11 protein-coding genes are annotated in these 12327 nt (G+C 66.8%); 10 read left to right on the forward strand and 1 reads right to left on the reverse strand.

What is annotated here, in order from left to right:
• The first annotated feature begins 1 nt into the window (after window position 1).
• Both K307_RS32710 and pgeF read left to right on the forward strand, forming a co-directional pair.
• The gene (locus K307_RS32710; protein WP_042885110.1) at window positions 2–1264 is read left to right on the forward strand and encodes an RluA family pseudouridine synthase; all 1263 of its coding nucleotides are present in this window, start codon (window positions 2–4) and stop codon (window positions 1262–1264) included.
• Complete coding sequence (gene pgeF, locus K307_RS32715) at window positions 1251–2051, forward strand: peptidoglycan editing factor PgeF (protein WP_042885111.1); 801 nt, start codon at window positions 1251–1253, stop codon at window positions 2049–2051. The genes K307_RS32710 and pgeF overlap by 14 nt, the downstream gene beginning before the upstream one ends.
• Window positions 2052–2064: 13 nt before the next feature.
• Here pgeF and K307_RS32720 read toward each other — a convergent pair whose 3' ends face one another.
• A complete protein-coding gene (locus K307_RS32720; protein WP_042885112.1) occupies window positions 2065–2325 on the reverse strand; it encodes a hypothetical protein in 261 nt (86 codons plus the stop codon).
• Window positions 2326–2782: 457 nt separating this feature from the next.
• Between K307_RS32720 and phaC the strand changes: the two genes are divergently transcribed.
• The 8 genes from phaC (at window position 2783) to K307_RS32760 (ending at window position 12248) form a co-directional block, all read left to right on the forward strand.
• The gene (gene phaC, locus K307_RS32725; RefSeq protein ID WP_042885113.1) at window positions 2783–4552 is read left to right on the forward strand and encodes a class I poly(R)-hydroxyalkanoic acid synthase; all 1770 of its coding nucleotides are present in this window, start codon (window positions 2783–2785) and stop codon (window positions 4550–4552) included.
• Between the two features lie 81 nt (window positions 4553–4633).
• A complete protein-coding gene (locus K307_RS32730; RefSeq protein ID WP_042885114.1) occupies window positions 4634–5815 on the forward strand; it encodes an acetyl-CoA C-acetyltransferase in 1182 nt (393 codons plus the stop codon).
• 76 nt (window positions 5816–5891) lie between these two features.
• Complete coding sequence (locus tag K307_RS32735; RefSeq protein ID WP_042885115.1) at window positions 5892–6632, forward strand: 3-ketoacyl-ACP reductase; 741 nt, start codon at window positions 5892–5894, stop codon at window positions 6630–6632.
• Between the two features lie 436 nt (window positions 6633–7068).
• Window positions 7069–7620 carry a polyhydroxyalkanoate synthesis repressor PhaR gene (gene phaR, locus K307_RS32740; protein ID WP_022534503.1) on the forward strand — a complete coding sequence of 184 codons (552 nt, stop codon included), beginning with the start codon at window positions 7069–7071 and terminating at the stop codon, window positions 7618–7620.
• Between the two features lie 235 nt (window positions 7621–7855).
• Complete coding sequence (locus tag K307_RS32745) at window positions 7856–8824, forward strand: tRNA dihydrouridine synthase (RefSeq protein WP_080745291.1); 969 nt, start codon at window positions 7856–7858, stop codon at window positions 8822–8824.
• 135 nt (window positions 8825–8959) lie between these two features.
• The gene (gene rimO / locus K307_RS32750; RefSeq protein ID WP_042885118.1) at window positions 8960–10339 is read left to right on the forward strand and encodes a 30S ribosomal protein S12 methylthiotransferase RimO; all 1380 of its coding nucleotides are present in this window, start codon (window positions 8960–8962) and stop codon (window positions 10337–10339) included.
• A gap of 92 nt (window positions 10340–10431) precedes the next feature.
• Window positions 10432–11616 (forward strand): beta-ketothiolase BktB, encoded by a 1185-nt coding sequence (gene bktB, locus K307_RS32755; RefSeq protein WP_042885119.1) that lies wholly within the window; start codon window positions 10432–10434, stop codon window positions 11614–11616.
• An 8-nt stretch (window positions 11617–11624) separates the two neighbouring features.
• Complete coding sequence (locus K307_RS32760) at window positions 11625–12248, forward strand: hypothetical protein (RefSeq protein WP_042885120.1); 624 nt, start codon at window positions 11625–11627, stop codon at window positions 12246–12248.
• Window positions 12249–12327: the final 79 nt, after the last annotated feature.

Consider the following 12327-nt stretch of genomic DNA (forward strand, 5'->3'; position numbering starts at 1 on the left):
GATGAAGAAAAATAGCGTCAAGCATTATAGCCCAAGCCCCCAGCCCCAAGCCGACCCGGCAGATGGCGTGGGAGGACTCCCCCCGGAAAGGGTGCGCGCCGCCGCGTCCCTGGCCGATTCCGAGGAATTCGAAGACCTCTCCGAAGGCGCGCCGGCGGGTGCCGCGCCTGGCGCCGAAGCGGGCGTGACCCTGTCGCTGGAGGTGGACAGTGCCGCGCATGGCGAGCGGCTCGATAAATTGCTGGCGCGTCACTTCAGCGAGTTTTCGCGCAGCCGCCTGCAGCAGTGGATCGAAAGCGGCGCCGTGCGCGTCGACGGCCAGGTGCGCCGGCCGCGCGATGCGGTGCAGATGGGCAACCGCATCGAGGTGCGGCCGCAGGCCGCGCCGGAATCGTCGGCCTTTGCGCCCGAAGACGTGCCGCTGGACGTGGTCTATGAAGACGACACGCTGCTGGTGATCAACAAGCCCGCCGGGCTGGTGGTGCATCCCGCCGCCGGCAACTGGAGCGGCACCGTGCTCAACGGGCTGCTGCACCGCGACCCCGCCGCCACGGCGCTGCCGCGCGCGGGCATCGTGCACCGGCTCGACAAGGAGACTTCCGGCCTGATGGTGGTGGCGCGCTCGCTGACCGCGCAGACCGACCTGGTGCGCCAGCTGCAGGCGCGCACGGTCAAGCGCACGTATATCGCGCTGGTGTGGGGCCGCACCTATGACGAAGGCACCATCGACGCGCCGATCGGGCGCGACCCACGCGAGCGCACGCGGATGGCGATCGTGCATACCGCCAGCGGCAAGCCCTCGCGCACGCATTTCCGCACGCTGGCCACGGTGCCGCTGGGGCGCGGTTTCGTGTCGATGGTGATGTGCAAGCTCGAGACCGGGCGCACGCACCAGATCCGCGTGCACTTCGAATCGATCGGCCATCCGCTGGTGGGTGACCCGGTCTACTTCCGCGCCACGCAGCGCGGCCAGCGCCCGGCGATCCGCGTGCCGCTGCCGGTGCCCTACGAGCGCCAGGCGTTGCATGCGTACAAGCTCGGCCTGGTGCATCCGGCCACCGGCCGGCACATGTCGTGGACGGCGCAGCCGCCCGACGACCTGCAGGCGCTGATCGACGCGTTGGACTTTGAAAGCGCGCAGGCGGAGGATGAGGACGAAGCCTGGGACGAGGTATGGGAAGGCGGCGAGGCCCACTGGGAATATGCTGGCGGTGGCGCCGGCGAGGATGACGACAGTGACGACGAAGACGATGAGCGCGCCTGATCCCGCCTGGCGGGTTCCTGACTGGCCCGCGCCGGCGCGCGTGCGCGCGCTGTCGACCACGCGCCAGGGCGGCGTCAGCAAGGGGCCGTACGGCCTTGCCGGCGGTGCTCCGGGCGGCCTCAACCTCGGCACCCATGTCGGCGACGATCCGGCCGACGTGGCCCGCAATCGCGAACGGCTGGCCGCGCAACTGCCGACCATGCCCCAATGGCTCGAGCAGGTCCATGGCTGCGCGGTGGCGACGGTCGACCATGTCGCGGGGCCGGACGATCCTGTGCCGCAGGCCGATGCCAGCCTGGCGGTAGCGCCGGGGCACGTCTGCGCCGTGATGACGGCGGACTGCCTGCCCGTGCTCCTGTGCGATGCGCAGGGGATCGTAGTGGGTGCCGCGCACGCGGGCTGGCGCGGCCTGTGCCACGGCGTGATCGAGGCCACGCTGGCGCGCATGCAGGCCGCTGCAGGAAGCGGTGATACGCGCTGGCTGGCCTGGCTCGGGCCAGCTATCGGCCCGGATGCCTTCGAGGTCGGGGCTGAAGTGCGCGATGCCTTCCTCGCGCAGGCGCGCCCCAATGAACAGGCCGCAGTGGCGGCTGCTTTCCGCGCCGGAGCGCCCGGCAAATATCTGGCCGACATCTATGCGCTCGCACGCACGCGGCTGGCGCGTGCCGGCTGTGCCGACGTCTACGGCGGCGACGCCTGCACCGTGGCCGATGCGGAACGCTTCTACTCGTACCGCCGCGACGGCGTGACCGGCCGCATGGCGAGCCTGGTCTGGCTCGCGGACTGATCCGGGCCCTTTCTCAGTCGTCCTTGCCCTTGGCCGCGCCGTCCGCTTGTGGCGGCGTGGAGTCGCTGGCCTCGGCCGCTGCACCTGCCGCGGCCTGCGCGCGCTCGGCAGCGGCCTTGCGCCGCCGCCGGCCCGGCGTGCCCATGATGTAGAGCACCAGCGCCACCGGCGCCATGCCATACATCAGGAAGGTGGCAATTCCCGCCACCACGTTGTGCTCGGTGATCGCCATCATCAGCGCCACGTAGAGCCAGCCAATGGCCACGATGTACATCAGAATTTCATCCTTCTCGCTTATGCTCGACGGCCCTGGCAGATGTGCGCGCGGCATACCGTCCGGTAGGTCGGCGAGCGCATTCGGTGCGGGGCGGATTCCCGCATTGACATTGCGTACGTTGCAAGGCAACAATGGCTTCAAATGTTTCGGAATCGCTGATGATTCCCAGGTTTTTGCCGGCAAGCATACCGCATGGTGCTCCCAGCTAGAGCGCCCGCGGCAGTCGGCAAAAAGGGAGCCGCTATCGGGATGGGCGGAAAGCGCGACCGCATTTGATGTCATTGTGTGCGGCAGGCGTCTTCCGCAGGTTCCAGGGCCGATGTGCCGGCAGCCAGCCCCGTTCGGGGGAAGGCGAAGCCGGGTCCATCCGGATAGCATCACCCTATGCAAAAGTGCCGGCCAGGGCGAAGCCCGGAGCCGGTTCATACAGTGACGGCAGAGAGACAATTACATCATGGCGACCGGCAAAGGTGCGGCAGCTTCCACTCAGGAAGGCAAGTCCCAACCGTTCAAGTTCACGCCGGGGCCATTCGATCCAGCCACGTGGCTGGAATGGTCCCGCCAGTGGCAGGGCACTGAAGGCAACGGCTACGCGGCCGCTCCGGGCATTCCTGGCCTGGACGCGCTGGCGGGCGTCAAGATCGAGCCAGCGCAGCTGGCCGATATCCAGAAGCGCTACATGAAGGACTTCACGGTCCTGTGGCAGGCCATGGCCGAGGGCAAGCCCGAAGCCGCGGGGCCGCTGCACGACCGGCGCTTTGCCGGTGATGCGTGGCGCAACAGCGTGCCATACCGCTTCGCGGCGGCGTTCTACCTGCTCAACGCGCGCGCCATGACCGAGCTGGCCGACGCCGTCGAGGCCGACGCCAAGACGCGCCAGCGCATCCGCTTCGCGATCTCGCAGTGGGTCGATGCGATGTCGCCGGCGAACTTCCTGGTCACCAATCCCGAGGCGCAGCGCCTGCTGATCGAATCCGGCGGCGAATCGCTGCGCGCCGGCGTGCGCAACATGCTGGAAGACCTGACGCGCGGCAAGATCTCGCAGACCGACGAGACCGCGTTCGAGGTCGGCCGCAATGTCGCGGTGACCGAAGGCGCGGTGGTGTATGAGAACGAGTACTTCCAGCTGCTGCAGTACAAGCCGCTGACCGACAAGGTCCATGCGCGGCCGCTGCTGTTGGTTCCGCCGTGCATCAACAAGTACTACATCCTCGACCTGCAGCCGGAAAGCTCGCTGGTGCGGCATGCGGTGGAGCAGGGGCATACCGTGTTCCTGGTGTCGTGGCGCAACCCCGACGCCAGCATGGCCGGGACTACCTGGGACGACTACATCGAGCACGCGGCGATCCGCGGCATTGAAGTCGCGCAGGACATCAGCGGCCAGGACAAGGTCAATGTGCTCGGCTTCTGCGTGGGCGGCACCATCATCTCCACCGCGCTGGCGGTGATGGCCGCGCGCGGCCAGAAGCCGGCGGCCAGCCTGACGCTGCTGACCACGCTGCTGGACTTTGCCGATACCGGCATCCTCGACGTCTTTGTCGACGAGGCCCACGTGCAGCTGCGCGAAGCCACGATCGGCGGCGGCGCCGGTGCGCCGTGCTCGATGCTGCGCGGCATCGAGCTGGCCAACACGTTCTCGTTCCTGCGCCCCAACGACCTGGTGTGGAACTACGTGGTCGACAACTACCTGAAGGGCAACACGCCGGTGCCGTTCGACCTGCTGTTCTGGAACGGCGACGCCACCAACCTGCCGGGGCCGTGGTACTGCTGGTACCTGCGCCACACCTACCTGCAGAACGAGCTCAAGGTGCCGGGCAAGCTGACCGTGTGCGACGCCCCCGTCGACCTGGGCAGCATCGACGTACCGACCTATGTCTACGGTTCGCGCGAGGACCATATCGTGCCGTGGACCGCCGCTTATGCCTCGACCGCGCTGCTGAACAACAAGCTGCGCTTCGTGCTGGGCGCGTCCGGGCATATCGCCGGCGTGATCAACCCGCCGGCCAAGAACAAGCGCAGCCACTGGACCAACGATGCGCTGCCGGAGTCGCCGCAACAGTGGCTGGCCGGCGCCACCGAGCATCACGGCAGCTGGTGGCCGGACTGGATGGCATGGCTTGGTGGCCATGCCGGCGCGAAGCGCGCGGCGCCTGCCGAGTTTGGCAATGCGCGCTATCCCGCCATCGAACCCGCGCCTGGGCGTTACGTCAAAGCCAAGGCATGAGGCTTGCGCGATCGCCGGCGTGCGCCCTGGCGCGGCCGGCACGATTGCAGGTTCCCCCATTTTCCATCGAGAGGACTTGACATGACTGACGTAGTCATCGTTTCCGCGGCTCGTACCGCGGTTGGTAAATTTGGCGGCTCGCTGGCCAAGATCCCGGCGCCCGAACTGGGTGCCATCGTCATCAAGGCCGCGCTGGAGCGCGCCGGCATCAAGCCCGACCAGGTCAGCGAAGTCATCATGGGCCAGGTGCTGACCGCCGGCTCGGGCCAGAACCCCGCGCGCCAGGCCTCGATCAAGGCCGGCCTGCCGGCGATGGTACCGGCCATGACCATCAACAAGGTGTGTGGCTCGGGCCTGAAGGCCGTGATGCTGGCCGCCAACGCGATCATGTCCGGCGAAGCCGAAATCGTGGTGGCCGGTGGCCAGGAGAACATGAGCGCGGCACCGCACGTGCTGCCGGGCTCGCGCGACGGCTTCCGCATGGGCGACACCAAGCTGGTCGACACCATGATCGTCGACGGCCTGTGGGACGTGTACAACCAGTACCACATGGGCATCACCGCCGAGAACGTGGCCAAGGAATACGGCATCACGCGCGAGGCGCAGGATGAATTTGCGGTCGGCTCGCAAAACAAGGCCGAAGCCGCGCAGAAGGCCGGCAAGTTCGACGAAGAGATCGTCCCGGTGCTGATCCCGCAGCGCAAGGGCGACCCGGTGGCCTTCAAGACCGACGAGTTCGTGCGCCAGGGCGCCACGCTGGACAGCATGTCCGGCCTCAGGCCCGCCTTCGACAAGGCCGGCACCGTGACCGCCGCCAACGCCTCGGGCCTGAACGACGGCGCCGCCGCGGTAGTGGTGATGTCGGCTGCCAAGGCCAAGGAACTGGGCCTGACCCCGCTGGCGACGATCAAGAGCTACGCCAACGCCGGTGTCGATCCCAAGGTGATGGGCATGGGCCCGGTGCCGGCTTCCAAGCGCGCCCTGTCGCGCGCCGGCTGGACGCCGCAGGAGCTGGACCTGATGGAAATCAACGAGGCCTTCGCCGCGCAGGCGCTGGCGGTGCACCAGCAGATGGGCTGGGATACCTCCAAGGTCAACGTGAACGGCGGCGCCATTGCCATTGGCCACCCGATCGGCGCGTCGGGCTGCCGTATCCTGGTGACGCTGCTGCACGAGATGAAGCGTCGTGACGCGAAGAAGGGCCTGGCCTCGCTGTGCATCGGCGGCGGCATGGGCGTGGCGCTGGCGGTCGAGCGCAACTAAGGAAGGGGTTTTCCGGGCCCGCGCGCGGTTGGCGCGGACCCGGCGACGATAACGAAGAGCCAATCAAGGAGTGGACATGACTCAGCGCATTGCGTATGTGACCGGCGGCATGGGTGGTATCGGAACCGCCATCTGCCAGCGGCTGGCCAAGGATGGCTTTCGTGTGGTGGCCGGCTGCGGCCCCAACTCGCCGCGCCGTGAAAAGTGGCTGGAGCAGCAAAAGGCGCTCGGCTTCGACTTCGTTGCCTCGGAAGGCAACGTGGCTGACTGGGACTCGACCAAGACGGCATTCGACAAGGTCAAGGCCGAGGTCGGCGAGGTCGACGTGCTGATCAATAATGCCGGCATCACCCGCGACGTGGTGTTCCGCAAGATGACCCGCGCCGACTGGGACGCGGTGATCGACACCAACCTGACCTCGCTGTTCAACGTCACCAAGCAGGTGATCGACGGCATGGCTGACCGCGGCTGGGGCCGCATTGTCAACATCTCGTCGGTGAACGGGCAGAAGGGCCAGTTCGGCCAGACCAACTACTCCACCGCCAAGGCCGGCCTGCACGGCTTCACCATGGCGCTGGCGCAGGAAGTGGCAACCAAGGGCGTGACCGTCAACACCGTGTCGCCCGGCTATATCGCCACCGACATGGTCAAGGCGATCCGCCAGGACGTGCTCGACAAGATCGTCGGCACGATCCCGGTCAAGCGCCTGGGTGAGCCGGAAGAGATCGCTTCGATCTGCGCCTGGCTGTCGTCGGACGAGTCCGGTTTCTCGACCGGCGCCGACTTCTCGCTCAACGGCGGCCTGCACATGGGCTGACCTGCCGGCAAGTCCGGCACCGCGCACCGGCGCCCCCGTTTTGCGGTGCAGCCAGCGCGGCGCACAAGGCGGCGGACGCTTCGTTCCGCCGCCGGAATCGCGGGCCGCCATGGCCCGCGAATTGTTTCCGCATGGGCGGTTTTCGCCCGTTCTTGCGCGGATTCACCGGGTTTTCCTTAACCCCGGTCGCTTTTCTTAGTGCTTTGTTGGGCATAGAATCAGGGCAGCGGCGTAGCCAGCACCATAGTCGTGCAGCGCAGCACTCGCGGGGGCGAGGTTTTGAGCCGCAACGCGCAGCCATGCGCGAACAGGCCACAAAAAGTCCGCAAAAAGGCCGGCACGACAATAAGCAGATGGCGCAGGCGGTACCGATTTGCGCACTGCACCCCATGCGGTGCAGCAGCGCGCAAACAGACGACACAAGGACAAAGCACCGATGGCCACGACCAAAAAAGGCGCAGAGCGACTGATCAAGAAGTATCCCAACCGCAGGCTCTACGATACCCAGACCAGCACCTATATCACCCTGGCCGACGTCAAGCAGCTGGTTATGGACTCCGAGGAGTTCAAGGTCGTCGACGCCAAGTCTGGGGACGAACTGACCCGCAGCATATTGCTGCAGATCATCCTGGAAGAAGAGACCGGCGGCGTGCCGATGTTCTCCAGCGCCATGCTGTCGCAGATCATCCGTTTCTACGGCCATGCCATGCAGGGCATGATGGGCACCTACCTGGAAAAGAATATCCAGGCCTTCATCGACATCCAGAACAAGCTGGCCGAGAACTCCAAGGGCCTGTACTCCGGCGAAGCCTTCAGCCCCGACATGTGGTCGCAGTTCATGAACATGCAGGGCCCGATGATGCAGGGCATGATGAGCAACTACATCGAGCAGAGCAAGAACCTGTTCGTGCAGATGCAGGAGCAGATGCAGAGCCAGGCAAAGAATATGTTCGGGACCTTCCCGTTCAACCAGCCGGACAAGAAGTAAGAGTTGTTAGTGGCGGGCCGGCCGGCCCGCCGGTTTTGCTGCGTGCTTTGCTGTACTTCTCGGTACGACCAGGGGCGCAACGCCCCAAAGCAGGTAAAATGCTGCCCTCCTGAACTGGCGGCTCATCTAGCGGACTCGCCTGCAAAGCGCGAATCCCGATGCCCTCCAGAATCCACCGTCACTTCCCGTTGCCCGCCCGCGAAGCCGACGCACGCTGCCTGGCGCAGTCCTGAGTATGAGCCGGCTATTCCTCGCCCCCATGGAGGGGCTTGCCGACTATGTCCTGCGCGACGTACTGACCGACACCGGCGGATACGACGGATGCGTGTCCGAATTCGTCCGCGTGACGGGCTCGCTGCTTCCCGCGCGTGTCTACGAGCGGGATACCCCTGAAATTCTTGACGGCGGCTATACGCGTAGTGGTACGCCGATGGTGATCCAGTTGCTCGGCAGCGATCCGGAATGGCTGGCGCGCAATGCGGCCTATGCCGCGACCCTGTCGCCGCACGGCATCGACCTGAACTTCGGCTGTCCCGCAAAGGTCGTCAACCGACACGGCGGCGGCGCCATGCTGCTGGCGAACCCTGAAGTGCTGAACCGGATCGTTGCGGCCGTGCGCGCGGCGGTGCCGGCACACATCGCCGTGACGGCAAAAATGCGGCTGGGCGTCTCCGATACGTCGCTGGCGCTCGACTGTGCCTCCGCGCTGGCGGAGGGCGGCGCGGCCTCGATCGTGGTGCATGCCCGGACGCGCGATCATGGCTACCGGCCGCCGGCCCACTGGGAGTGGATCGCGCGCATTGCGGCTGCCGTCGAGGTACCGGTCATTGCCAACGGGGAAGTCTGGACCGTCGCCGACTGGGAGCGCTGTCTGGCCGTCAGCGGCTGTGCCGACGTGATGATCGGGCGGGGCGCTGTGTCGGATCCCTTCCTGGCACTGCGCATCCGCGGACTGATGGACAGCACGCCGTCCGCGGACGAGTGGCGGCTCGTGCTGCACCAGATCGCCGCTTACCTGAAGAAGCTCCATGCCCGTATCGCCTCCTGCCACGAGCACGGGCGCGTCAAATTGTGGCTCAGCTACCTCAAACGGACATGGCCGCAGGCCGCCGAGCTGCATGCGGCCATCCGGCGCATGCATGACTCGCGCGAGATCCAGGGTGTACTCGAAAGCCTGCCAGGCGCCGCTTCCGCGCGGGGATGATGCGGCGTTGTCGCCGTCTGCCTCCCCATGTGTGGAGTCAGGCGCCGAGAAATCATGGCGAGCGGTTAAAATGTCCGATTGGCTTAAATCCTGGCGGCCATGTCCCGCCCGCTTGCCCCACATTCGGATTGCACTGTGAAAAACCCTTCAGAATCAACGACCCAGAAAGACCATAGTCCGCGTGTGGGATTCGTTTCGCTTGGCTGCCCCAAGGCCCTGGTTGACTCCGAGCAGATCATCACCCAGCTGCGCGCCGAGGGTTACGCCATCAGCGGCACCTATGACGGCGCCGACCTGGTCGTGGTCAACACCTGCGGCTTTATCGACGAGGCTGTGCAGGAGAGCCTGGACGCCATCGGCGAGGCGCTGACCGAGAACGGCAAGGTCATTGTGACCGGTTGCCTGGGCGCCAAGAAGGATGCCGCGGGTCACGACATCGTGTCTTCGGTGCACCCGAAGGTGCTGGCCGTGACCGGCCCTCACGCGCTGGGCGAGGTGATGCAGGCGGTGCACACGCACCTGCCCAAGCCGCACGACCCGTTTACCGACCTGGTCCCCGCGGCCGGCATCAAGCTCACGCCCAAGCACTATGCCTACCTGAAGATCTCCGAGGGCTGCAACCACCGCTGCTCGTTCTGCATCATCCCGTCGATGCGCGGCGACCTGGTGTCGCGCCCGGTGGCGGAGGTCATGCTTGAGGCCGAGAACCTGTTCAAGGCCGGCGTCAAGGAGCTACTGGTGATCTCGCAGGACACCAGCGCTTACGGCGTAGACGTCAAGTACCGCACCGGCTTCTGGAACGGCCGCCCGCTCAAGACCCGCATGACCGAACTGGTGGCGGCCCTGGGCGAACTGGCGGCGCAGTACGGCGCCTGGGTGCGCCTGCACTACGTGTACCCGTACCCGCACGTCGACGAGATCATCCCGCTGATGTCGCAGGGCCACGTGCTGCCCTACCTGGACGTGCCGCTGCAACATGCACACCCGGACGTGCTCAAGCGCATGAAGCGCCCGGCCAATGCCGAGAAGACCATGGACCGGATCCGCGCCTGGCGCGAGATCTGCCCGGAGCTGACCATCCGCAGCACCTTTATCGCCGGCTTCCCGGGCGAGACCGAGGCCGAGTTCCAAACGCTGCTCGACTTTATTGCCGAGGCCGAGCTGGATCGCGTCGGCTGCTTTGCCTACTCTCCGGTTGAGGGCGCCACCGCCAACGACCTGCCGGGCGCGCTGCCCGACGAGGTGCGCGAGGAACGCCGGGCGCGCTTCATGGAAGTGGCCGAGGAAGTGTCGACACGCCGCCTGCAGCGCAAGGTCGGCCAGACCCTGCGCGTGCTGGTGGACGAGGTCAACCAGGACGGCGGCATCGGCCGCTCGTCGGCTGACGCACCTGAGATCGACGGCCTGGTCTATATCGCGCCGCCGGAGCGCACCTCGCGGCGATACCGCGCCGGCGAATTTGTCGACGTGAAGATCACCGGGGCCGACGGCCATGACCTGTGGGGCGAAGTCTGAAACAGGCAGCCGATTAGGTAAAAGTACGGTCGTTCGATTCCTCCGCTGTCCCGCTATACTGTGCGGCGCAACATAACCCCCTGGAGACAGTCATGACGCGTGAAGTCGTAGTGGTGAGCGGTGTCCGTACCGCGATCGGGACCTTTGGCGGCAGCCTGAAGGACGTGGCGCCGGCGGAGATGGGCGCGCTGGTCGTGCGCGAGGCGCTGGCCCGCGCGCAGGTGTCGGGCGATGACGTCGGCCACGTGGTGTTCGGCAACGTGATCCAGACCGAACCCCGCGACATGTACCTGGGCCGCGTTGCGGCCGTCAACGGCGGGGTGTCGACCAACGCGCCGGCGCTGACCGTGAACCGCCTGTGCGGCTCGGGCCTGCAGGCCATCATCAGCGCCGCGCAGTCGATCCTGCTGGGCGATACCGACGTGGCCATCGGCGGCGGCGCCGAGAGCATGAGCCGCGCGCCGTACCTGGCGCCAGCAGCCCGCTGGGGCGCCCGCATGGGCGATGCCGGCCTGGTCGACATGATGCTGGGCGCGCTGCACGATCCCTTCCACCGCATCCACATGGGCGTGACCGCCGAGAACGTCGCCAAGGAATACGACATCTCGCGCGCGCAGCAGGACGAGGCCGCGCTGGAATCGCACCGCCGCGCCTCGGCCGCGATCAAGGCCGGCTACTTCAAGGACCAGATCGTCCCGGTGGTGACCAAGGGCCGCAAGGGCGATGTCACCTTCGACACCGACGAGCACGTACGCCATGACGTCACCATGGACGACATGACCAAGCTCCGTCCGGTATTCGTCAAGGAGAACGGCACGGTCACGGCCGGCAATGCCTCGGGCCTGAACGACGCCGCCGCCGCGGTGGTGATGATGGAGCGCGCCGAAGCCGAGCGCCGCGGCCTGAAGCCGCTGGCGCGCCTGGTGTCGTACGGCCATGCCGGCGTCGACCCCAAGACCATGGGCATCGGCCCGGTGCCGGCGACGAAGATCGCGCTGGAGCGTGCCGGCCTGCAGGTGTCGGACCTGGACGTGATCGAAGCCAATGAGGCCTTTGCCGCGCAGGCCTGCGCGGTGACCAAGGCGCTTGGCCTGGATCCGGCCAAGGTCAACCCGAACGGCTCGGGCATCTCGCTGGGGCACCCGATCGGCGCCACCGGTGCGCTGATCACGGTGAAGGCGCTGCATGAGCTGCAACGCGTGCAGGGCCGCTACGCGCTGGTGACGATGTGCATCGGCGGCGGGCAGGGCATTGCCGCCATCTTCGAACGGATCTGAGGTTTGCCTTGCGCCTGGCTTTGCTGACAAAGAACTTGCGCACGCTCGGCCTGGCTGCCGTGCTCGCCCTGGCGGGTGCGGCGCAGGCCGCGCCTGCCAACGAGTTGTCGACCGGTCCCGTTGGGACTGCATCCGCCGGCGGGGAAGGCCTGGGCATCAACCAGGCCATCCGCGATGGCGAAGCCCGGCGCGGCGCTTCATTGTCCACCGGGGCGCCCAAACCGTTGGCGCCCCGTCCGGAATATTCATCGCTGCCGGTCTACGTCGGCAAGGTCGGCGACCAGCCGGTACGGCTGCGCCTGGGCCCCAAGCCCGACGAGCGTGACAGCGTGCGCGGTGAATACACCGGCCGCGGCGCTGGTGTCCGCCTGCTGGCCGGCGAGTGGGAAAACGGTGCCTTCCTGATGGAAGAATCCGACAACGGCACGCGCGTGTCGGGCAACTGGGAGGGCAATATCGACGCCAGCGGCGTCGTGCGCGGCACCTGGACCGATGCCTTCAACCCGGCCATCGTGCTGCCGTTCTTTATCCGGCCGCTGGGCGTGCTGGTGATTCCCCCGTTCGACATGACGCCCAACAGCGGCGTCACCTACGCGCCGCCGCCGCCGAAGTCCTCGATTTCCGGCTGGTAACCCTGCTTGCGGTGCGGGTCGCCACGATTGCCGGTGGCGCGGCCGGCATTTGCTGGTAAGCTCGAAGGCTCATCCCGTC

Origin of the sequence: Cupriavidus necator A5-1 (assembly GCF_000744095.1) — a bacterium.
GTDB lineage: Bacteria > Pseudomonadota > Gammaproteobacteria > Burkholderiales > Burkholderiaceae > Cupriavidus > Cupriavidus necator_A.

Bases quoted from the DNA above. Each gene is read 5' to 3' on its own strand.
- K307_RS32745 (WP_080745291.1), top strand. From the start codon at position 7,856: ATGAGCCGGCTATTCCTCGCCCCCATGGAGGGGCTTGCCGACTATGTC.
- bktB (WP_042885119.1), top strand. From the start codon at position 10,432: ATGACGCGTGAAGTCGTAGTGGTGAGCGGTGTCCGTACCGCGATCGGG.
- phaC (WP_042885113.1), top strand. From the start codon at position 2,783: ATGGCGACCGGCAAAGGTGCGGCAGCTTCCACTCAGGAAGGCAAGTCC.
- phaR (WP_022534503.1), top strand. From the start codon at position 7,069: ATGGCCACGACCAAAAAAGGCGCAGAGCGACTGATCAAGAAGTATCCC.
- pgeF (WP_042885111.1), top strand. From the start codon at position 1,251: ATGAGCGCGCCTGATCCCGCCTGGCGGGTTCCTGACTGGCCCGCGCCG.
- K307_RS32720 (WP_042885112.1), bottom strand. From the start codon at position 2,325: ATGTACATCGTGGCCATTGGCTGGCTCTACGTGGCGCTGATGATGGCG.
- K307_RS32735 (WP_042885115.1), top strand. From the start codon at position 5,892: ATGACTCAGCGCATTGCGTATGTGACCGGCGGCATGGGTGGTATCGGA.
- K307_RS32730 (WP_042885114.1), top strand. From the start codon at position 4,634: ATGACTGACGTAGTCATCGTTTCCGCGGCTCGTACCGCGGTTGGTAAA.
- K307_RS32710 (WP_042885110.1), top strand. From the start codon at position 2: ATGAAGAAAAATAGCGTCAAGCATTATAGCCCAAGCCCCCAGCCCCAA.